The organism is Catenovulum sediminis, from assembly GCF_007289895.1.
GTDB classification, from domain to species: Bacteria; Pseudomonadota; Gammaproteobacteria; order Enterobacterales; family Alteromonadaceae; genus Catenovulum; species Catenovulum sediminis.
This window is the reverse complement of the sequence record NZ_CP041660.1, coordinates 734,278-754,868: the sequence shown is the minus strand read 5'-3', so window position 1 is coordinate 754,868 and position 20,591 is coordinate 734,278. Positions and strand designations below refer to the sequence as shown.

General features: G+C 40.3%; 22 protein-coding genes and 1 tRNA gene. 12 read left to right on the top strand and 11 right to left on the bottom strand.

Features of this window, described 5'->3' with window-relative positions:
- The first annotated feature begins 87 nt into the window (after positions 1 to 87).
- The 8 genes from pspA to FNT16_RS02995 all read left to right on the top strand — a co-directional run bounded on the left by pspA (position 88) and on the right by FNT16_RS02995 (position 4,136).
- Positions 88 to 765, top strand: coding sequence for a phage shock protein PspA (gene pspA / locus FNT16_RS03025; protein WP_143870163.1), 678 nt, complete (start codon positions 88 to 90; stop codon positions 763 to 765).
- An 11-nt stretch (positions 766 to 776) separates the two neighbouring features.
- Positions 777 to 1,013: an envelope stress response membrane protein PspB gene (gene pspB, locus FNT16_RS03020; protein ID WP_143870162.1), complete on the top strand. Its 237-nt coding sequence runs from the start codon at positions 777 to 779 to the stop codon at positions 1,011 to 1,013.
- Complete coding sequence (pspC, locus tag FNT16_RS03015; protein ID WP_143870161.1) at positions 1,010 to 1,432, top strand: envelope stress response membrane protein PspC; 423 nt, start codon at positions 1,010 to 1,012, stop codon at positions 1,430 to 1,432. The genes pspB and pspC overlap by 4 nt, the downstream gene beginning before the upstream one ends.
- Before the next feature lie 24 nt (positions 1,433 to 1,456).
- Entirely contained in the window at positions 1,457 to 1,801 is a 345-nt protein-coding gene (locus FNT16_RS03010; protein WP_143870160.1) for a 4a-hydroxytetrahydrobiopterin dehydratase, read from the top strand.
- 76 nt (positions 1,802 to 1,877) lie between these two features.
- Positions 1,878 to 2,942 carry a quinolinate synthase NadA gene (nadA, locus tag FNT16_RS03005; protein WP_143872850.1) on the top strand — a complete coding sequence of 355 codons (1,065 nt, stop codon included), beginning with the start codon at positions 1,878 to 1,880 and terminating at the stop codon, positions 2,940 to 2,942.
- Positions 2,943 to 3,070: 128 nt separating this feature from the next.
- Positions 3,071 to 3,161 (top strand) — tRNA-Ser (locus tag FNT16_RS03000).
- Between the two features lie 127 nt (positions 3,162 to 3,288).
- Positions 3,289 to 3,600 (top strand): hypothetical protein, encoded by a 312-nt coding sequence (locus tag FNT16_RS20515; RefSeq protein ID WP_221935055.1) that lies wholly within the window; start codon positions 3,289 to 3,291, stop codon positions 3,598 to 3,600.
- Positions 3,561 to 4,136, top strand: a complete 576-nt coding sequence (locus tag FNT16_RS02995; protein WP_221935054.1) for a type 2 periplasmic-binding domain-containing protein — start codon at positions 3,561 to 3,563, stop codon at positions 4,134 to 4,136. The genes FNT16_RS20515 and FNT16_RS02995 overlap by 40 nt, the downstream gene beginning before the upstream one ends.
- Here FNT16_RS02995 and FNT16_RS02990 read toward each other — a convergent pair.
- The 11 genes from FNT16_RS02990 to rplU all read right to left on the bottom strand — a co-directional run bounded on the left by FNT16_RS02990 (position 4,133) and on the right by rplU (position 14,608).
- Positions 4,133 to 4,411 (bottom strand): amphi-Trp domain-containing protein, encoded by a 279-nt coding sequence (locus FNT16_RS02990; RefSeq protein WP_143870159.1) that lies wholly within the window; start codon positions 4,409 to 4,411, stop codon positions 4,133 to 4,135. The genes FNT16_RS02995 and FNT16_RS02990 overlap by 4 nt on opposite strands.
- Positions 4,404 to 5,723, bottom strand: a complete 1,320-nt coding sequence (locus FNT16_RS02985; RefSeq protein ID WP_143870158.1) for a metallophosphoesterase — start codon at positions 5,721 to 5,723, stop codon at positions 4,404 to 4,406. The genes FNT16_RS02990 and FNT16_RS02985 overlap by 8 nt, the downstream gene beginning before the upstream one ends.
- A gap of 3 nt (positions 5,724 to 5,726) precedes the next feature.
- On the bottom strand, positions 5,727 to 6,425 hold the full coding sequence (locus tag FNT16_RS02980) for a histidine phosphatase family protein (protein ID WP_143870157.1): 699 nt from the start codon (positions 6,423 to 6,425) through the stop codon (positions 5,727 to 5,729).
- Positions 6,426 to 6,430: 5 nt separating this feature from the next.
- Positions 6,431 to 7,447, bottom strand: coding sequence for an NUDIX hydrolase (locus FNT16_RS02975; RefSeq protein ID WP_143870156.1), 1,017 nt, complete (start codon positions 7,445 to 7,447; stop codon positions 6,431 to 6,433).
- 9 nt (positions 7,448 to 7,456) lie between these two features.
- Entirely contained in the window at positions 7,457 to 8,569 is a 1,113-nt protein-coding gene (locus FNT16_RS02970; RefSeq protein WP_143870155.1) for an HprK-related kinase B, read from the bottom strand.
- Positions 8,566 to 9,468 (bottom strand): GAK system ATP-grasp enzyme, encoded by a 903-nt coding sequence (locus tag FNT16_RS02965; RefSeq protein ID WP_143870154.1) that lies wholly within the window; start codon positions 9,466 to 9,468, stop codon positions 8,566 to 8,568. The genes FNT16_RS02970 and FNT16_RS02965 overlap by 4 nt, the downstream gene beginning before the upstream one ends.
- Entirely contained in the window at positions 9,461 to 11,095 is a 1,635-nt protein-coding gene (locus FNT16_RS02960; RefSeq protein WP_143870153.1) for a PhoU domain-containing protein, read from the bottom strand. The genes FNT16_RS02965 and FNT16_RS02960 overlap by 8 nt, the downstream gene beginning before the upstream one ends.
- 1,071 nt (positions 11,096 to 12,166) lie before the next feature.
- Positions 12,167 to 12,664, bottom strand: a complete 498-nt coding sequence (locus tag FNT16_RS02955; RefSeq protein ID WP_185976669.1) for a dihydrofolate reductase — start codon at positions 12,662 to 12,664, stop codon at positions 12,167 to 12,169.
- Positions 12,665 to 12,672: 8 nt separating this feature from the next.
- Positions 12,673 to 13,842 (bottom strand): Obg family GTPase CgtA, encoded by a 1,170-nt coding sequence (gene cgtA, locus FNT16_RS02950; protein WP_143870152.1) that lies wholly within the window; start codon positions 13,840 to 13,842, stop codon positions 12,673 to 12,675.
- A gap of 179 nt (positions 13,843 to 14,021) precedes the next feature.
- Positions 14,022 to 14,279 (bottom strand): 50S ribosomal protein L27, encoded by a 258-nt coding sequence (rpmA, locus tag FNT16_RS02945; protein WP_143870151.1) that lies wholly within the window; start codon positions 14,277 to 14,279, stop codon positions 14,022 to 14,024.
- A 17-nt stretch (positions 14,280 to 14,296) separates the two neighbouring features.
- Positions 14,297 to 14,608: a 50S ribosomal protein L21 gene (rplU, locus tag FNT16_RS02940; RefSeq protein WP_143870150.1), complete on the bottom strand. Its 312-nt coding sequence runs from the start codon at positions 14,606 to 14,608 to the stop codon at positions 14,297 to 14,299.
- Positions 14,609 to 14,847: 239 nt separating this feature from the next.
- On the opposite strand from rplU, the gene ispB reads away from it, so the two are divergent.
- From ispB to miaB, 4 genes are all read left to right on the top strand, one after another.
- A complete protein-coding gene (ispB, locus tag FNT16_RS02935; protein WP_143870149.1) occupies positions 14,848 to 15,819 on the top strand; it encodes an octaprenyl diphosphate synthase in 972 nt (323 codons plus the stop codon).
- A 165-nt stretch (positions 15,820 to 15,984) separates the two neighbouring features.
- Positions 15,985 to 17,112 (top strand): FIST signal transduction protein, encoded by a 1,128-nt coding sequence (locus tag FNT16_RS02930; RefSeq protein ID WP_143870148.1) that lies wholly within the window; start codon positions 15,985 to 15,987, stop codon positions 17,110 to 17,112.
- A 2-nt stretch (positions 17,113 to 17,114) separates the two neighbouring features.
- A complete protein-coding gene (locus FNT16_RS02925) occupies positions 17,115 to 19,013 on the top strand; it encodes a putative bifunctional diguanylate cyclase/phosphodiesterase (RefSeq protein WP_143870147.1) in 1,899 nt (632 codons plus the stop codon).
- A gap of 140 nt (positions 19,014 to 19,153) precedes the next feature.
- On the top strand, positions 19,154 to 20,581 hold the full coding sequence (gene miaB, locus FNT16_RS02920) for a tRNA (N6-isopentenyl adenosine(37)-C2)-methylthiotransferase MiaB (protein WP_143870146.1): 1,428 nt from the start codon (positions 19,154 to 19,156) through the stop codon (positions 20,579 to 20,581).
- The last annotated feature ends 10 nt before the right edge of the window (positions 20,582 to 20,591 follow it).

Sequence of the window (20,591 nt, the reverse complement as noted above, 5' to 3'; positions counted from 1 at the left end):
TATATTTCAATAGGATGTATTTTGGCATGATGTTTGATTAACAATTAATGTAAGTGCAATTTTGATTACCGTAAAGAGGGTTTAAGTATGGGTATTTTTTCGAGATTTACAGATATCGTGAATTCAAATATCAATGCACTATTAGATAAAGCAGAAGACCCTGCAAAAATGGTGCGTCTGATCATTCAAGAGATGGAAGATACACTCGTTGAAGTGCGTTCTAGTTCAGCTAAAACTTTGGCCGAGAAAAAAGATTTAAATCGACGCTTAAGCCGTATCGAACAATTACAAGTTGAATGGCAAGAAAAAGCAGAGTTAGCGTTGAGTAAAGACAGAGAAGATTTGGCTCGTTCTGCATTGATTGAAAAGAACAGAGTGGCGCAACAGGGTGAAATTTTAAAGCAGGAAATGCATCATCTCGATGAACAGCTGGACAAGTTACAATCTGAAGTTCATCAGTTGCAAGACAAGTTGACCGATGCAAAAGCGCGCCAGCAAACACTCTTGCTTAAACAAAATACGGTTAATTCAAGAATTAATGTAAAGCGTCATTTAGATAGTCAAAAAGTAACAGATACGATGAATAAGTTTGAAGCTTACGAACGTAAAATTGATGATCTAGAGGCGGTTGCGGATAGTTATGATCTGGAAAAAAAGAATTTACGAGACGAGTTTGCAGATCTCGCAGCACAAGATGAGTTGGACAATGAGCTGGCTAAACTTAAGTCAAAAATGAAAAAGCAAAACACTGACAGTAAAGAATAAGGAGGCTGCGCATGACCGCTATCATTGCGCTGCTTGTTGCGCCTGTTATTTTGTTTATTGTCTTTGTCGCACCGATCTGGCTTATTTTGAACTATCGTAGCAAAAGACAAGTTAACCAAGGTTTAACCCATGAAGAGCGGGAGCAAATGCAGCAGCTGGCATTGCGTGCTGAAAAAATGTCAGAGCGCGTGACAGTGCTAGAAAAGTTGCTTGATTTAGAATCACCTAACTGGCGAGAGAAAGTATGAAAAATGTGACGAATAAACTAATGCGGGATATGCAAAACAGAAGAATCGCGGGCGTCTGCGCGGGCTTTGCAAGATATTTTGGCTTGGAAAACTGGGTTGTCCGTATTGTTACAGTAGGCGCATTGTTTTTTTCATTTAGTTTGATATTTTTTGCATATGTTGCGGCGTGGTTGATCTTGGAAAGAGACGATGAAATGTTCAATTCAGGAAAAAATAATAGCCAAACCTTTGATACAAAGACAGATGACAACTATCATTTTGATATCAAAGCCAATGCGTGGCAGGCGGGACAACCACCTAAACATGCATTAAACAGTATTAGCAAAGCATTTGAGCGTTTAGAATCTCGCATACAGGCAATAGAAAAATACGCAACTTCTGAACGCTTCCGTGTCGAAAGAGAAATTAATCGACTGTGAACAATTAACGAGAAGGCGTTAGATATGAGTGATAATTTAGCACAACAACACTGTGAAGCATGTCGTGTAGGGGCGCCACTGGCAACAGAAACAGAGCGAACCGATTGGTTGAAACAGCTACCTGACTGGCAAATTGAACAAAGTGATGGCATTGACAGGTTAACACGGCAATTCTCATTTAAAAATTTTGTGCAAGCACTAGAGTTTACCAATCAGGTAGGCGAATTGGCTGAAAGTATGGCACATCACCCCGCTATTTTGACCGAGTGGGGCAAAGTGACAGTCAGTTGGTGGACACATAAAATTAAAGGATTACATAAAAATGATTTCGTCTGCGCTGCGAAAACAGATGAATTGTTCAAATCCTAACCATTAGAAGTATACCTTTTCGAGATAGGATAGCGTATAATTCGCCGCAGTTTTCCTTACTGAAGAAAGAATGCAAATGGCACAAATTGAGTTAAATGCAGGGTACGAATTTAATTTCCCTGCAAAACCAGTCCCTTTAACTTCTGAGCAAAAAGCTGAATATAAAGCACGTATCAAAGCATTATTGGCTGAAAAAGATGCTGTGTTAGTTGCTCATTATTACACAGATCCTGAAATTCAGGCATTGGCTGAAGAAACCGGCGGTTGTGTATCTGACTCACTTGAAATGGCCCGTTTTGGTCGTGACCATCCAGCAAAAACTTTGATTGTGGCTGGCGTACGTTTTATGGGGGAAACAGCAAAAATATTAAGTCCAGAAAAACGCGTGTTTATGCCAACGTTGGAAGCGACTTGTTCGCTTGATTTGGGCTGCCCAGAAAAAGAATTCAGTGAATTTTGTGATGCACACCCAGATCATACCGTGGTTGTTTATGCCAATACATCTGCTGCAGTTAAAGCGCGTGCTGATTGGGTGGTTACTTCATCTATCGCACTTGAGATTGTCGATCACTTAGACAGTGAAGGGCACAAAATAATCTGGGGTCCGGACAAACATTTAGGTGCATATATTGAACAACAAACCGGTACAGAAATGCTTAAATGGAATGGCGCTTGTATCGTTCATGATGAATTTAAAGCTAAACACTTGCATGAGCTTAAATCTATGTATCCGCAAGCCGCAGTATTAGTTCACCCTGAGTCGCCGGCATCTGTGATTGAATTAGCCGACGCAGTGGGCTCTACCAGTCAACTGATTAAAGCGAGTCAGGAACTGGAAAATGAAATGTTTATCGTGGCAACGGATAAAGGCATTTTTTACAAGATGCAACAATTAGCACCGCATAAAACATTTATTGAAGCACCTACAGGCGGTAACGGCGCAACCTGTAAGAGTTGTGCGCATTGTCCGTGGATGGCAATGAATGGTTTGGTTGCGATTGAAAATGCATTGATCGCGGAAGACTTGTCTGAGCATGAAATTTTTGTCGATGAGGCATTACGTGAAAAAGCTTTGCTGCCTCTCGACCGCATGCTTAATTTTGCTGCAGAACTTAAGATGAAAGTAAAAGGTAACGCGTAAAGTAGCCTATTAATTTTGTCACTATCGGTTGTTAATTAGGCAGTTGATACAATTTCAAGCCATTTTAATTAAACAAGGCTTGCCAAAAGGGGCTGATTTACCTATTATTCAGCCCGCTTTCAAAACACGGTGAGGTGGCTGAGCGGCTGAAAGCGCACGACTGGAACTCGTGTATACGTTAATAGCGTATCGAGGGTTCAAATCCCTCCCTCACCGCCATTCCCCTATATGTTATTTTCCTGTATTCCATACGTTTTCATTAAATAAATATTGTCAGCATCTTTGTAACTTCGTGTAACATATATTAGGATTAATCTGATAACTAAAATATTTTATGGAAACACACATGCGAAGTTTTTTTACCTGTATTTTATTGGCCTGGATGGCTGTTTTTTCAGCCAGTGCTAAACAAATTACACTCAATATTACAAAAGCTGATCAGTCAAACGACCAGTACCAACTAAAGCTTTTAACGGAAGCGCTTTCACGCGATCCCGACAATCAATACAAATTTAATCATGCGCAAACAAGACTTAATGAAGGGCAGTTGATTAACTATATTCAATCCGGTGAAATTGATGTGATGTGGGGGGCACGAACAAAGAATATGAAAAAATCATGCTACCCATTCGTATCCCTTTATTTAAAGGATTATTAGGCCATCGAATTTTTATCATTCGCCAAGGTGAACAACATAGATTTTCTAATGTGCGTTCACTCAGTGATTTGGCTGAGTTTAAAATGGGGCAGGGAGCTAATTGGGCCGATACTAAGGTGCTCAATGCAGCGGGTTTAAATGTTGTGACGACAACAAAATATCATAACTTGTTTTATATGTTAGAAGGTGGCCGGTTCGATCTATTTCCACGCGGTGTGCACGAACCGTTTGCGGAAGTTGCCAGCAGGCCAGAATTAAATTTAACGGTAGAAGAAGATTTATTATTAGTTTATCCATTGGCGGCTTACTTTTTTGTAAATTCTAATAATTTTAAACTGGCCCAAGCGATAGAAAATGGTTTATTGGAAATGATTGAAGACGGTTCATTTGATGAATTCTTTTACAGCAACCCCATGATATCGCAAGCGTTGAAAAATGCTGAGCTAGAAAGGCGCAAGATTTTTAGAATCTCAAACCCGAATATGCCAGCCGCAACGCCGTTTGATGATAAAAAATTGTGGTTTAAAATAGACTAGACTTTTTTACTTTGAATTTTTAACGGGCCTTTTGTTGTTAAGTCAGTTGGTTGTTGCCAGCTGACTTTTAAGTTGAATTTATTTTTATTGTTGTCTTTGCTGGCCGAGAGCTTTAACTGCATTAACCCTTCAGGTTTTAGCTGAATTTTACTCTCCTCGTCACTGAACTCCAGCGTGCCTGTTTTTAAGCCTTCAGTGATACTTTCCAGAATTTCGATTAAGCTGTTGGTATCGTGTAATGATGCGTAGTGGAAATTTGTATTTTTTTTATCCATGCTGTTTTATTTTCTCCGGTTGGAATACTTTAATATGTTTATAATCTGTGCTGATCCCTATAATTTCAGCTTGTGGAGTGATTAATGTCGCACCAGCTCCGGAACCCGAAAGTCTTTCTTTTTGTCTGGAGTTGATGTCTAAAGTCACGTCACATTCAAAATGTAATAATTGTTTACGGATTGCAATTCTTTGACCATGATGCAAATTTCTGTGGCCGTGCATAATTGCATAAATGCCAGCTTGATGCGCTTGCTCTGTCCCAACTTCTGTCAGTGGCATATCGACAACTCGGTATTTCGTTCTAATTGTGTTGGCCAGAGGACCGTAATAAAACTCAAACGGGCTACCATTTAACTGTTCTTTAAAGCTGTTATTGATGTGACTGACACCAAATTCATTTAACATGGTTGCAGTACGATCGTCCAATCCAGCATGTACATACAACAATGAGCCGGTTTTATGGGCGAGCTTTAATCTTTTAAAAAACCAATAAAACTCGCCGTCTGGTTGTAAAAATAGCTGTTGCCATTTGATTGCTGCGGCATAGGCTTCACGCACTGTTAATTGATGTTGACTGCAGACGTGTGAAAAGCGCTCGACTTTTTTATTTATCTTTTGCATTTCTCTGTCGATGGCAACCTGAGGCATAACCCAAGTGGCTAACTGCGGAAATTGTTGCCACCAGTTCTCCTGAGGATATAGCATTCTTTCACATTGCGCTTGTTCGGGGGTGTTTTTTAAGTCTGTTTTTGTTAGATATTGTTCTTTAATTTCTTGTAAGAAAGGGACGGCCTTGGCACCCATACGGATGAAAAAATGCGCATTTCTAGGATCATCTGTTTGACCGACACTGCGCATACCAAACAATACTCGGATATCATGGTTGCCGGCTATCAGGCGCACACGCGCACCCGTTTTGATGAGTTGGTGTAGTGCTCTTAAAAGTTCTAGGTTACTGGGCCCTTTATCAAAAAAGTCACCGCCAAATATAAAAAGTGCTTTTTTACCAAACTCAGTGAGCTTAAAGTTTTTACCTTTATTCGTTATTTCAATCCCACCACTTGCTAATAAAGAGTGAGTGAGCGCATTGGCGTCGGCATGTAAATCCGTAATAAAAATAACTGGGCGCTTGGGCCATTTCCACTCGGTTGTTTTTAACAAGGCCAACACTGACTCTTTAGCTTTTGTATAGTTACTTTTGCACTTTCTAACCGCATATTTTTTGCCATCTAGCCAGTTTTCTGTTTCAACGGGCAATTGTGCAGCGAGCCATTGTTGATTTGCGAAATTAGGCAGTGTTTTTAATAACATAATTTAATCTCTATATTCACTAGATTGACTTCTGACTTTCCAATCGCCATAAACTGGTAATAGCGGTGCACTATCGTTTAAATGAAAAATAACGGGCTGTGCATGAAACATACTCAGTTGTTTAATTTGCTCAAATTTTAAAATGCCCAGTTGGTATGCAGCATGTCGTAATGACGCGCCATGCGCAAAAAACAATATTAGTTGATTTTTTTGCATCGTGCTTTGGCTATTTATTTGTTGTTTTATATATTGTGCAACTCGTTCACCGGCTTGTATTAACGATTCCGCACCTGGGTAGGGAAGCCGATAGTAACTGTCTGATTTCCAATGAGGTATGGGGCTTTGAAGCCTAGGATCTTTTTTTATTATGTCTTCTATCTCGTTGATTGTCAGGTTCGCTAAACTGCCAACACTACGCTCACACAGCGCATCCGATTCGATTATTTTATTCGCTGAGTTAAATTGTGGTGCAAGTGAGTTCATGCACAATTGCGCTGTTTGCCAAGCACGAAGCAGCGTTGAACTGTGAATTTGAGTAATGGCTGAGTGATGTTGTTGGCAAAAATCATTTAACGCTAACGCACACTGTCTGCTTTGTTTTTCACCTGCCTCGGTTAAAGGGTAAGGTTGAAAAGCGCTGGGCGTATTTGCGCGCTGGTGATATTGAGCATGTCTGATTAACGCGATATAGGTTTGTGGCATGTGCTTTACTCAGTTTTTAGCTGTGATGACATGTTGGCTACCAGTTGTTGTATAAGTGGGACGAGTGCGGATTGATTCACCAGTTCACAAGCTTGCTCTGGTGTCACCCAGCGGCGAACTCGGTGTGATTCTGGCCACTTGTTTTTTGCCAGCACTTGCAATACTTGCATCGGATAGACAACAACTTGACAATTGGCCTGCCATTTTTCGTATTGATAGTAACCAATTTCTGTGTCTTCTATAATGCCTTCAATTCCTGCCTCTTCAAACGCTTCTTTCGCAGCAGATTCTTGTGCACTTAAGCCTGGCTCGTGAATACCTTTTGGAATTACCCAGCTGGTATTGCGGCTATTGCTGATTAACAGTATTTGTAAGCTATTTTTCTTTTTACGGTAAGGGATAACAGCTGATTGTTGATAATAATAGGCAGGTCTGATTCTGCGCTCCGTACCCTCAATATTCGGGTAGGGGAAAGATTTTTGGTAAGCGTCTTTGTGCTGTAAAGTTAATAAATCTACCTTTTTTTCAGCAATTGAACGCCACTCGCTGGTTATGTTTAATACGGCGACACTGGAAGACTTAAACAACTTGCCATCTCGACTGGTATGTTTTTGCAGTGCCGCTTGGCCTAATAAAATACTAAGTAGACGTTCTAATATCTTATTGTTGGTGACAAGAATGATTCGGTTGGCCGATTCGGGGAGCGATTGTAAGAGTAATAAAAGTTCCTGATGAGAGCTTTTATATAACTTTTTATTGATTCTAAGTTTGTTGACACTCAACCCCATGGCTTTTAGCATTTTTTCAGCTGATGTTACGGCTGATTCAGCGGTTGAACTGATGACTTCATCCGGTTGAAATTGGTTTTGCGCTAACCAGACACCTAAACGTTGCGACGAACGCTTACCCTTGTCGCTCAGCGGCGCAGTGAGTTTAGGGGTGCGTGATTTGCTTAACAGGTTTTGCATCAAGCTGGTATTTGCGCGTTTTCCCTGACGCACCAGAATAAGTTGTTTAGGCATAAAGAACCGTTACTTTTGCTCTGCAAGGAATTGAGTGCAAAAATTTCTCAATGTTGCGAAATTCACACCACCCGTGACTTCAAATAATTGTATATCTTTTAAACATTCAGTATAAACCTTGGCATCGGGTTTATTTTGATTTTCTAGAAAAACACCCGATTTATCTTGATAAAAAGGGCCGGGAGATTTCATGATAGCCGATAAGAGGTGCGTTTTTTCAGCAATATCGATAGATTGAACCAATGTGGGTTCATCTAATGTATGCGACCAATTGAGAATGAATAGTGCACTAAGTGGCTGGTTGTCAGCAAATTTATCTGAACCATAGACCTGACTGACATCAACATCATATTTGTGTTCAAGCTGCCACAATTCATCCTCTGATAATTGCTCAAACTTTTTTACTTCTGAATCAGATAAGATGGTTTTTAGTTTGCTATTGTTGAGTAAAGTGCCAGGGTTAACTCTGGGTAATTTGGGTATTCCACGGGCAATAAGTTGGTTGTTTTTATTTTTGATGAATAGCCTATCATTGCTAATAAATTTAAAACCTTGTTGATTGAGCAGGTGCAACATAATGGTTGATTTTCCACCGCCCGAATAACCTGCAAAAGATAATGCTGTATTTTGATAAGCGCAGGCGGATGCGTGACAGATAAGCCAATCTTCGTGCTGTATTTGATTCATATATTGGTTGTTTATGAAATTCACAATTTGATTCAGGTTTTCTAAACATGGACCAACAGCAAGTTTCAAGGTCTCATTTTGTAAAAATGTCATGCCGGTTCTGTATTTATAGATCAGGCGCGTATTTTCAAAGTCGAAATACATGTCTTTGCGACCTGATTTTCCTGCTTCTCGCCGCCAGTCCAGCCAGTTTATATTTAATGATGCGGCTTCGGTTTGCAATATAATGATTTTAATGCAATTTTCAGCTGATGATGGCTGTGGCAAGTGTGCAAAATATGTTTGCAGTTGATGGCATATTTGTTCTGAATTGCTCGATATTTCAAAGTAGTAGTCAACAACCTGTAACACAAAAGAATATCTCGCTGAAGAAATAGCTGCATTTTTTGTGAGTTGTTCAATAGTTTCTTGAAGGTTATTCAACTTACTCATCATACTTGTTTGCCTTGTAAAACTTGCTCAACAACATAATCCACATAAAGATTTGCTGCATTAATTCCGATACCTTCTTTTGCCCCTCTAAATCCTCCAAAAGCGGAGACTTCAAATACAACCGGACCGTCAGGTGTTTGTGCAACATCGACTGTCGTAAAATCCATATTAAATGGCACTTGGGCTTTATGTGCCAGTGCAATTAATTCGTCATCAGCTTGGTAATTCGCATATTTTCCGCCGCTATTAATTGTGGTGTTCCAAGCGCTGTTTTGCGAAACACGCGCATAACAGCCTAGATATTCATTACCTAAAAATACCATCCCCAAATCTTGACCGGGCAGTTCTATTTTTTTCTGAATGTACATCATAGGGTTAGATGCACTAAACTCTGTTATTTGCTGCTTAAGCTCTGTTGCTGCTGTGCTGGCTTTGGCGATGAACATGCCACGTGCCTTGGTCGAATATAAAGGCTTAAATACCGCTTCCTGATATTGTTCGACAATTTTAATTGCTTCATCAATTGATTCTGTAACTTGTGTCGGTGGCATTGGGATATCGTGGTTACATAGTGTTACAGTGCAGCTTAAACGGTCTATCAAACGTAAAATATTTTCTGCACGGCTAAAAACACGTACACCGCGATTTTCTGCGACTCTTAACAATTCCAGTTTGTCGAGTACATGTGGGCTATATTCTGCACTGATTTTTTTTACGATTAGGGCATCAAGTTGCGTTAAATCAATATTTTTGTATGTCAGCGTTTTACTTTCAGTATCTAGTTTCACTTCTGCCATATCAAGTAATAAACGATAGCCTGTTTTTTCAGCGACTGCATCCGCTAGGACTTCGCTCGACCATTTTCCGGGTAAGCCAATAACCCCTATTTTTAAGTTAGCCACTAAATAACTCCAAAATTGGCAATTTATATTTTTTTGCTTGTTTAAAATTTAATTTATTTACTTGTGCCAGTATGTACTGTGCACGATAAAACATATTTTGTGAAAGATTGCGATCTAAGATAAATCGCGTTGACGTTGCAAACGAGCGCGCCAATCCAAATGCCAACCTGATTTCAAAAAAGGTGTCGTTATGTTTTTCTGCAAAAGATTGTGCAAATCGATAAAAATTAATGATTTGTTGGTTTATACGTTGGCGGCTGCGGGTATCAAATACCTGAAGCCGGTAGTGAGACACCATAAAAACCGAAACGTCCTGCACATAGTCTTGATAACGAGAGCGGTGTACGTCGATAAAGTTAATTTTGTTTGATGGATGATTATAAATGATGTTATCGACGTTGAAGTCACCGTGAATAAAGACGGTAAATGGAGCAGGGTAAGCAGTTTCTAGTGCTTCTCCATGTTTTAACAGTTCATTTAGGCCGTATTGGGCGTGTCCACAAATATTTATGCTGTGTTGTGAAAATTCTGGATGTATTGCATAGACATCAGCCATTCGCTTTTGGGTTTGCGCACAAAAAGCAGCATTGGCAATTTCATTTTTTTTAGTCGTTTGCCAAATATCGGTTAAACGTTCAGCCAATGCTTGTAGCGAGCATTGCATGATATCTTCAGGGACATTCAGTACGATTTCTTCAAAAGTGATACCCTCTAAGTGTTCAATGAGCAGTGCTGCATTATCGCCAGTTTTTTTGTAGGTGAGTATTTGGGGAGCCACTCCTGGAAAAATGCGGTGCCAGCGCTTCACACCATCAAATTCTTCTTTTAATTTTTTACGCTCACCATCTTTAAAAATCGCCAGTTGTTGCTCGTTGTTATCGTCAATATAATGTACTGAGGATATACCGCTGCCAGAGCGCGTTTCCGCAATCTGTGCGAGTTCAATTTCAGCGAGTTTGTCTTCATCCAGCCAATTATTGAGCGTGTCACGTAGACTTTGGAATCTTTGAAGATCAAGTGGCTGACCTATGTTATTGGAAATAATAGATTCACTGATATTTAACAGGCAATCTCCCATTTGTTCTATCGCGTGAGCAATAAACAATGCGGTTACCAGATCTTCGGTATGTTGCTGTTTTTTGAGTTCTGTTGTGTATGTTTTTAAAATTTTACGGTAAGACTTATCTATTTTATGTTCGGCTTTGCTTAATTTTAATGCTAAGCGCGTATCATTTTTAATAAGCGCCAGTTCGATGAGCTGGGTGCTTTTGATTATTTTTTTTATTAATGGCAAATAAACCGACAGCTCGATTTGGTGGTCGCTTGATAAGTGTTTTATTTGTTGCACACAATCTCTGGCAAGCTGAGTAATGCGCTCTAACTCATTGGCTATTACAGAGACAGTATTTAATTGCATATTCTGCCGATGGCAGTTGTTTACAATGTGGCGGTTGCAGGCGTTTTGGATGCGTTGCATTAGATTGTATGCATAGCCGCTGCGTTTAATTATGCGCTGACCAACTGTGTCTATCTGACTTTCTAAATAGGCATGTAATTGGCTTAGTTGTGATTCAACTTCTACAACTAAAAATCGCAAATTATTACTAATGGCTTTCGGTAACTGCATACTTCAATAGTAGAAAAATAGTAGGGAAATAAAAACAGTATAACATCTGCAAAGGGGCAGATTATGACAATTTAAATTTATTGGAATAATTAACAAGAAGAGTGAATGGTGGCGACCTCAGCCGCCACCTAAATTTTCAATCATCTAACCATGATGAAGACATTCTTGTCGAAGGTTTCCCTAAAAGCATCTGAATGATGTGTCCATTATTTCTAGTTATTGTATTTTGCATCCTGCGGGATTCCACCCATTTTTTCCATTTAAACTCATCCTAAGTCTTTCCCTTATCCTGTACGTCCTGTTTGCTCCTGCTGCTTATCCTAAGCTTTGTATGTGCAACCTTGCTTCCATTTTCCTTTACATCCTGTCGCTTTGCGCCTGCCAGTATTTCCTATACCTAATGTGGCTCCTGCCTTCCTTTATCCTGTACATCCTGTTTGCTCCTGCTGCTTATCCTAAGCTTTGTATGTGCAACCTTGCTTCCATTTTCCTTTTACATCCTGTCGCTTTGCGCCTGCCAGTATTTCCTATACCTAATGTGGCTCCTGCCTTCCCTTATCCTGTACGTCCTGTTTGCTCCTGCTGCTTATCCTAAGCTTTGTATGTGCAACCTTGCTTCCCTTGTCCTTTTACGTCCGAGTACTTTTGTTTCCCAACAGTTCATCCTAAACACTTAAAATCCATTATCCTACCCTAATACTCCACATCCTTTGCACATCCTTGCTGACAATCCTGTTCATCTATTCGGCATCTTGCCTTCCTTTCCTCAACTTTTTCCGTGTTACTCTGAAGTTGGGTGCAATCCGTTTTCCTAAGCAACGTGGTAAATAATAGTTAATTGACCTGCGGTCTGAAACTGACTATTTACTAAATAATTTTCTGCACTAAAATTTTAATACTTCCACATTGCTTTAATTTTGTTGTAAATCAATCGTTTATGTTTTTATTGGTGTTTATGTATGTTGTTTAAAGAGAAAAGTCCTAGCCCCTATGTGAGAAATCTCTTACAAGGTGTGGGGCGTATTGGGAAGGCAGCCTGTGAAATGTAAAAGGCGTAGATCTTGAGTAATTTTAAGATCTACGTGCATAGGTCACAAATTTATGAGGATATTGATTTTTTTCGTCTACAGTCCCTTCAATTTGTTTAATGGGCTGCCAGTTATTTTCTGTGATTTCCGGAAAAAACGCATCACCTTCAATCGATGCATCAACCCAGGTTATATATAAAATGTCAGCATAGGGTAGAAATGTTTCATATATATGGCCACCACCAATGACCACAATTTCTTCCGAGTCAGCGTGTTGTTTCGCTATCTCTAGTGCCTGCTCGGGCGAGTTCGCTAATTTCACATCAGGGTGCGGCGCTTGAGTTTGTCGGCTTACAACAATATTCAATCGGCCAGGCAAAGGCCGGCCAATTGAATCAAAAGTTTTGCGTCCCATAATAATGGGCTTATTCAGCGTAGTTTGCTTAAAAAACTTTAAGTCTGCCGGCATGTGCCAAAGGAGTTTATTGTCTTTGCCAATGGCCCTTTCGGGCGTCATGGCGGCTATCATTGATAATTTCATAATATAACTTACTTTTGATAAATTATTTCTGGGCCGTCTTCGTCATCTTCATCGTCGTCCCAATCGTCATCATCCCAGTCTTCGGGTGCTTCTTCCATAACGCTATCATGATAATTTTGCCATTTAAACTCGACTTGTTCTTCAGTTTTCTGTTCTTCTAAGTCGGGTTGCGGGTTGGCAATTAGCCACTCGCCGAGCTCGTTAACTAAAACATCTAGGTTCTTGCGTTCAGCTGCTGAAATGGCGAAAACTGGTCCTTGCCAATCCAGTGCCGATTTTATTTCATCCATTTTGGCTTGTGCATCTTCTTCGAGCATTAAATCGATTTTATTGAACACCAGCCATCTTGGCTTCTCAGCTAAAGCCGGGCTGTATTTTTCCAGTTCCGACAAAATCGTAAATGTATCTTCAATCGGATCTGAACCATCAAAAGGTTCTATATCAATAACATGCAATAATACCCGACAACGTTCAAGGTGTTTTAAAAAGCGAATGCCTAAACCCGCACCATCTGAAGCGCCTTCGATCAAACCGGGTATATCGGCAACCACAAAGCTATTGCCAACGCCTTGGCGGACAACACCCAAGTTTGGCACTAAAGTTGTAAATGGGTAATTAGCGATTTTAGGTTTAGCCGCAGACACAGCACTAATTAGAGTTGATTTTCCAGCATTTGGCATACCCAATAAACCAACATCTGCCAACAACATTAATTCTAGGTTCAACTCGCGAACTTCACCGGGTGTACCATTGGTTTTTTGTCTTGGCGCGCGGTTAACACTGCTTTTGAAGCGTGTATTGCCTAAGCCATGAAAGCCACCTTTGGCGACCATCATTTTTTGCTCGTGTTTTAACACTTCACCAATCACTTCACCGGTTTCTGCATCGGTGGCACGCGTTCCGACCGGTACTTTTAAATACTTGTCTTGACCTCGACGACCTGTACAGTTTTTACTTTTACCATTTTCGCCGCGCTCTGCTGCGTGAAATCGTTCAAAACGATAATCGATCAGTGTATTTAAACCTTCATCGGCTATTAAATATACGTCACCACCATCGCCACCGTCACCACCGTCAGGCCCACCATTTGGTACATATTTTTCACGTCGAAAGCTAACACAGCCATTTCCACCATCACCGGCGTCAACTTTAATTTTTACTTCATCGACAAAATTCATTTTATACCTCTGTATGTGAGCCGTTATGCCAAGCAGTTAATTTGAATATCAATTATAGCGCTTTAAGGTGCAGGACGTATATGGAGTACTTAAACTGGATATTGAGATTAACTGCAGAAATGTATATTAAACAAAAAACCCCGCCGTAGCGGGGTTTTAAAATTCATTAGGTCTGTAAATTAAGCAGCTTCGATGCTTACAAATTTACGGTTGTGCGGACCTTTAACTTCAAATTTAACTTTACCATCAGATAAAGCAAATAAAGTGTGGTCACGACCAATACCTACGTTGTTGCCCGCGTGGAACTTAGTACCACGTTGACGAACGATAATGTTACCCGCTAAGACAGATTCACCACCGAAACGCTTAACACCTAAGCGTTTGCTTTCTGAATCACGTCCGTTTCGAGTACTACCTGCTGCCTTCTTATGTGCCATTGATTCAGTCTCCTGTATTAAGCATTAATGCCAGTAATTTTGACTTCTGTAAACCACTGACGATGACCAGCTTGTTTGCGAGAATGCTTACGACGTCTAAACTTAACAATCTTAACTTTCTCACCACGACCATGACCAATGACTTCAGCAGTCACTTTACCGCCTTCAACATAAGGTGCGCCAATTTTAATATCTTCGCCATTAGAGATTAACAAAACATTGTCGAACTCAACTGAAGCACCAGCTTCAAGTTCAACTTTCTCTAGGCGAACGGTTTGGCCTTCGGCTACACGGTGTTGTTTACCACCACTTTGGAAAACCGCGTACATATTCTACTCCGCTCACTATAATGACGTTTGACCAAGCAAACGTACAAATCTTCAAAACAGGGCGCGAATTCTACTGTAAGCATTTTTATAAGGCAAGCCAAAAATACGCTTTATTGCGTGAAATATCACCAATATTAAGGATATGCGAAAATAGCGTGGATAAAAGGCATATTTTGTCGCCAAAATTGTGTAAACTTAGCGCACTTTTTAACAGCTTATATTATTGTCGTTTCAATTCAATGCAACTTGAAGAAATTAAAGCATTAACCAACAAAGATATGTTGGCCGTCAATCAGGTTATCGCTCAACAATTAGAGAGCGACGTTTCCCTCATTCAACAGCTTGGCTTTTATATCGTGAATAGCGGTGGTAAACGTATTCGACCACTTATTACGACACTCGCTGCCAGAGCGCTCAATTGCCAGAATGATAAACATATCACGCTAGCCGCAATTATAGAGTTTATCCATACGGCGACATTGTTACATGACGATGTTGTCGACGAGTCAGATAAAAGGCGGGGGCGAGATACGGCCAATGCTTTGTTTGGAAATTCAGCTTCGGTATTGGTGGGTGATTTCTTATATACACGTTCATTTCAGATGATGGTCTCGTTAGATGAGATGCGAGTCATGCAAATTTTATCAGACGCAACCAATGTGATTGCTGAGGGTGAAGTTATGCAGTTAATGAACTGTAATGAGCCAGACACCAATGAAAAAATGTATATGGATGTAATCTATTGCAAAACGGCAAAGTTGTTTGAAGCGGCAACTCGATTAGCCGCTGTGTTGGGTGGATTTGACGAAAAAGTTGAAAAAGCACTGGCAGATTATGGTTGTTATTTGGGTACTGCATTTCAACTGATGGATGACTGGTTAGATTATGCAGGTGAATCAGAGCAATTGGGTAAAAATGTGGGCGATGATTTAGCAGAAGGTAAACCCACACTCCCTTTAATTCATGCGATTCAAAATGGCTCTGATGAACAAGCTGAATTATTGAAAAAGATCATATCAGAAGGCAACGGCTTACCTTATTTACAAGAGGTTTTGGCGATAATTCAACAAACTAAATCGTTGGACTATACGTTAGCGCAAGCGGAGAAACACGCAAAAATGGCGGTCGATGCATTACAGGTGATAGCCGACTCAGAGCATAAATCTGCTTTGGAAGCATTAGCTTGGTTAGCCGTTAAGCGTAATAGCTGATTCTTAATAACAAGCTGAAGCCGCAGGCAAGCTTAGTTTTGCAGAATAGCAGTGCAATAACCTGCTGTTTTGCATCTTGCAACCATCAAAACTTTCATCAATTTGCCTTTACTTGTTTCTGTGTAGTGCTAGCTTTAAATAAGTAAGTTAGCGCGGAGTAAGACAATGAAGGCGACTCAGTATCTGTATAAGGAAGCGCAGTGGCAACCGAAGTTAGAAGTTAATGAAAAGGTAACTCTGCTGTTAGCATTTGGCTGCGCTGAACACATCAAACAAGCTGGTTTTATTGAGCAACTCGAAAGCATATTTCCCAATGCAGAATTAATTGGTTGTACGACAGCAGGGGAAATTTGTAAAGACGAACTTTACGATAATTCTATCGTGCTCACGGCACTTGAATTTAGCGCGACTCAGATTCAGGTGAGCTTAAGTGAGTTGGATCACCATCGCTTGGATTTCAGCGCACAAAATGCAGCGCAAAGTTTATATCAACCCGATCTTAAATACGTCCTTGTGCTGGCGGACGGGCACAAAATAAATGGCTCTGAACTATTGCGTGGGCTGGAAAGGATCTTACCAAATGACATCATCATTACTGGAGGATTAGCAGGAGACGGCACTGAATTTAAGCAGACGCAGGTATTTCACAATCGTAAATGTATTTCAAATGGTTTGCTGTTATGTGGCTTTTATGGTGATGCGATACGAGCTCATCATGGTTCTCAGGGCGGATGGGAAGCGTTTGGGCCCGACCGGCTGGTCACCTATTCAGAGCGCAATATATTATATAGTCTCGACGACAAGTCGGCATTGTCGTTGTATAAAAAATATCTAGGCGAGCATGCAAAAGAACTTCCTTCATCTGCTCTATTATTTCCTTTATTAATCAAATCGCAGGCACAAACCTATATCAGAACAATCCTTGATGTTGATGAAAAAGCGGGCAGTATGATCTTTGCTGGTGATATACCTCAAGGTAGTACAGCGCAATTAATGCGTGCCAGTTTCGACAGATTAATAAATGGCGCAGAACTGGCCGCAAAAGCAGCACAATTGAATTTACCTGAGGATGCACAAAGTGGCTTAATTTTAATGGTCAGTTGTGTTGGCCGACGCTTAGTTTTAAAACTCAGAGTAGAAGAAGAACTTGAAGCCGTCACTAAATTATTTGGCGATAACTGGACATATGCCGGCTTTTATTCATATGGAGAAATATCACCCTTGATAGACGGAAAAGCTTGTGCGCTGCACAATCAAACCATGACCTTAACCGCTCTATATGAAGTGCTTTAAATATGCATAGATTGTTGCAGCGTTTAATTAAAAAATATCCAGCATATGAAGATCTCATGAACGAGATATCTGTTGTTTTTGAGCAATCAGATGAGGATAGACGTATGTTGGAGCTTGCATTACAACTCACGTCGGATGAATTAAACGCAATTAATCATAGGCTGCAGCAACAACTGGATCATACAAAAAACTACCAAACTCAAATTCAAATTGCATTAAGTAAACAAAAAGCGCTATTAAATGCCAGCCCTGAAGCCGTATTCAGTTTTGCTAGTTCGGGCCATATAGATAGTATAAATCGGGCTGGTTGCGAATTTTTTAATATGCGTGAGGCGGATATTCGGCGCTTGAGCTACAGTGAAATCTTACGTTTAGTTTTTGCTAAAATTAAAGATGGTAGCGAGTTATACGCAGCAATTGATTCATTAAAATTAGATAAGTTTGCGCAGTTGCAGGGGTTTTTTGAAACCCATGATGGCAACTATTATGAGTACAATAGCAGTGCTGAAATAGCACAGGGACGCTATATTGGACGGGTATGGTGTTGTCGGGATATCAGCGAAATTAAACAACAACAAGATGTCATTCAACATCAGGCATTTTACGATGGTTTGACCGGGTTACCAAACCGCATTTTGTTAAAGGAAAACTTACAAAAAGCCATTAACCGAGCCAAACGCAGTGCGCAGCAAGTAGCCGTTTTATTTATAGACTTAGATGACTTTAAAAAGGTAAATGACAGTGAAGGGCATAGTGAGGGGGATCTGTTTTTAGTTGAAGTTGCAAATCGCTTGCAGGCTACTTTGAAAGATGTCGGTATTTTAGGACGTTTGGGCGGAGATGAATTTTTAGTCATTATAGAAGCGATTGAATCAATAACTCAAGTTGAACAAGTTTCAGCGAACATTTTGGCGATATTTAGCGAGCGTTTTATTTTCAAGAGCAATCAATACGCCATATCTGCCAGTATCGGGATTAGTGTTTATCCCGATGATGGTTCTAATGTAGACAGTTTAATTAGCAAAGCTGATATGTCTATGTATCAAGCAAAACGGAAAGGCAAAAATACCTATTGTTGCTTTAATACTGAATTAGAAGAATATGTTATGACGCGCGTCAACACTGAAACGCGTTTATATGAGGCGATTCGCAAGCAAGACTTTGTACTGCACTTTCAGCCTAAAATAGACCTGCAATCAGGTTGGCTGCATGGCGTTGAAGCGCTCATCCGCTGGCAACCAGAAGGGCAAAAGTTAATTTACCCCGACGGCTTTATTGCGCTTGCCGAAGAAATTGGAATCATTAGTCAAATTACTGAAATCGTGGTGCGTCAAGTTTGTGAAAAAATTGCCTGCTGGCAGCAAGGCGCACTTGCAGGCATTCCCGTTTCAATCAATATCTCAGCCATTGATTTTAGTAATTCTGCGTTTATGAACAGATTAATGCAGATGATTAATGAAAGTGGGGTTGACACTCATCTGTTGGAATTTGAGTTAACAGAAACCGCTTTGTTTACCGATTTAGAGCATGTCAGAAAAGTGATTTCTGAGCTTAAGGCTTATTCGATAGGGATTTCAATTGATGATTTTGGTACGGGCTATTCTTCATTCAGCTACTTACAGCAATTGGATATCGATTACCTCAAAATAGACAAAAGCTTTATTCAGTCAATGAAAAATAACGAAAAATCGTCGGCTATCATTAAGAGTATGATCGATGTCGCGCGAAACTTGGGCTTGAAGGTTGTTGCTGAGGGGATTGAAGATGAAAATGACGCGCAAATGTTATGTTTAATGGGCTGCCATTTAGGGCAAGGTTATGTATTTGCTAAGCCTTGTGATGAAAAACAATTAGAAATGTATGTTAAAAACCAGTTTCGCAGACAACCCTATGTGCTGTGAAAACAAGCTGTAACAGAAACAAAACGCCTGTTGATGTAAATCTAAACAAATTTGTTTTAACCAGCTATGGTCTATGGATAGGAAAGTCGTTACAATACGCGGTCATTTTTCCCGTTGGTTAAAATTTGGGCGTTATATAAATGGGCAAAAAGCTTTATATTAAAACTTGGGGTTGCCAGATGAACGAATATGATTCGCAGAAAATGGCGGATCTATTAGACTCAACCCATGGTTATACCTTGGCTGAAGAAGCTGAAGAGGCGGATGTTATCTTATTGAATACCTGTTCTATTCGTGAAAAAGCGCAAGAAAAGGTATTTCATCAGTTAGGTCGCTGGAAAGAATTAAAAGATGTCAATCCAGAGCTTGTCATTGGGGTGGGGGGCTGTGTTGCTTCGCAAGAAGGTAAAGCCATTCGCCAGCGTGCACCTTTTGTTGATATTGTTTTCGGACCACAAACTTTACACCGGCTACCTGAAATGATTAATCAGATTAAATCAGGTGATAAATCTGTTGTAGATGTCAGTTTTCCGGAAATTGAAAAATTTGACCGTTTACCAGAACCGCGAGCTGAAGGTCCAACCGCTTTTGTCTCTATTATGGAAGGTTGCTCCAAGTACTGTACTTTTTGTGTTGTGCCTTATACTCGGGGGGAAGAAGTTTCCAGACCTGTAGATGATGTATTATACGAAATTGCCCAATTGGCCGAACAAGGTGTCCGAGAGGTTAACTTGTTAGGACAAAACGTAAATGCATATCGCGGTGAAACGTTTGATGGTGGTGTTTGCCATTTTTCTGAGTTATTACGTTTAGTTGCATCAATAGACGGTATTGATCGGATTCGTTATACCACTTCTCATCCGGTTGAATTTACTGACGATATTATTGAAGTTTACAAAGACTTGCCTGAATTGGTGGATCACCTGCATTTACCGGTACAATCCGGTTCAGACCGTATATTAGCGTTGATGAAACGCGCACACACGGCTATTGAGTATAAATCTAAAATTCGCAAGCTTAAAAAAATCCGTCCAAATTTAAGTATGTCTTCTGATTTCATTATTGGTTTTCCAGGTGAAAGTAAAGAAGATTTCGAAGCCACTATGGATTTAATCGCACAAATCGGCTTTGATATGAGCTTTAGTTTTATCTATAGTGCTCGGCCGGGCACACCTGCTGCAGATTTACCGGATGATGTCAGCGAAGAAGAGAAAAAACAGCGTTTATATTTATTACAACAGCGCATCAATCAACAATCACTGCAAATAGCGCGAAGCATGCTTAATACAGAGCAACGTATTTTGGTTGAAGGTCCATCTAAAAAGAATCCAATGGAGCTTTGTGGCCGTACTGAAAATAATCGTGTGGTGAATTTTGAAGGCCCGCATACAGTGATTGGTCAGTTTGTTGATGTAAATATTGTTGATGTGTTTTCTAACTCTTTGCGCGGTGAATTAATTCGTAGCGAAGCAGAGATGAATTTGCGTGTTGCAACCGCGCCTGCGCAAATACTCGCGCGTAAACAAGAGCAAGTAGATGAATCGGGTGTAGGTGTTTTTACACCATAAGCCCAGTTGA

Coding starts and splice junctions, on each gene's coding strand:
- FNT16_RS02995 (WP_221935054.1), top strand. CDS start 3,561: ATGCTACCCATTCGTATCCCTTTATTTAAAGGATTATTAGGCCATCGA.
- ispB (WP_143870149.1), top strand. CDS start 14,848: ATGCAACTTGAAGAAATTAAAGCATTAACCAACAAAGATATGTTGGCC.
- rpmA (WP_143870151.1), bottom strand. CDS start 14,279: ATGGCACATAAGAAGGCAGCAGGTAGTACTCGAAACGGACGTGATTCA.
- FNT16_RS03010 (WP_143870160.1), top strand. CDS start 1,457: ATGAGTGATAATTTAGCACAACAACACTGTGAAGCATGTCGTGTAGGG.
- pspB (WP_143870162.1), top strand. CDS start 777: ATGACCGCTATCATTGCGCTGCTTGTTGCGCCTGTTATTTTGTTTATT.
- FNT16_RS02970 (WP_143870155.1), bottom strand. CDS start 8,569: ATGATGAGTAAGTTGAATAACCTTCAAGAAACTATTGAACAACTCACA.
- FNT16_RS02980 (WP_143870157.1), bottom strand. CDS start 6,425: ATGCCACAAACCTATATCGCGTTAATCAGACATGCTCAATATCACCAG.
- cgtA (WP_143870152.1), bottom strand. CDS start 13,842: ATGAATTTTGTCGATGAAGTAAAAATTAAAGTTGACGCCGGTGATGGT.
- FNT16_RS02990 (WP_143870159.1), bottom strand. CDS start 4,411: ATGGATAAAAAAAATACAAATTTCCACTACGCATCATTACACGATACC.
- FNT16_RS02985 (WP_143870158.1), bottom strand. CDS start 5,723: ATGTTATTAAAAACACTGCCTAATTTCGCAAATCAACAATGGCTCGCT.
- FNT16_RS02975 (WP_143870156.1), bottom strand. CDS start 7,447: ATGCCTAAACAACTTATTCTGGTGCGTCAGGGAAAACGCGCAAATACC.
- pspA (WP_143870163.1), top strand. CDS start 88: ATGGGTATTTTTTCGAGATTTACAGATATCGTGAATTCAAATATCAAT.
- FNT16_RS02955 (WP_185976669.1), bottom strand. CDS start 12,664: ATGAAATTATCAATGATAGCCGCCATGACGCCCGAAAGGGCCATTGGC.
- nadA (WP_143872850.1), top strand. CDS start 1,878: ATGGCACAAATTGAGTTAAATGCAGGGTACGAATTTAATTTCCCTGCA.
- FNT16_RS02925 (WP_143870147.1), top strand. CDS start 17,115: ATGCATAGATTGTTGCAGCGTTTAATTAAAAAATATCCAGCATATGAA.
- FNT16_RS20515 (WP_221935055.1), top strand. CDS start 3,289: ATGCGAAGTTTTTTTACCTGTATTTTATTGGCCTGGATGGCTGTTTTT.
- FNT16_RS02960 (WP_143870153.1), bottom strand. CDS start 11,095: ATGCAGTTACCGAAAGCCATTAGTAATAATTTGCGATTTTTAGTTGTA.
- pspC (WP_143870161.1), top strand. CDS start 1,010: ATGAAAAATGTGACGAATAAACTAATGCGGGATATGCAAAACAGAAGA.
- miaB (WP_143870146.1), top strand. CDS start 19,154: ATGGGCAAAAAGCTTTATATTAAAACTTGGGGTTGCCAGATGAACGAA.
- rplU (WP_143870150.1), bottom strand. CDS start 14,608: ATGTACGCGGTTTTCCAAAGTGGTGGTAAACAACACCGTGTAGCCGAA.
- FNT16_RS02930 (WP_143870148.1), top strand. CDS start 15,985: ATGAAGGCGACTCAGTATCTGTATAAGGAAGCGCAGTGGCAACCGAAG.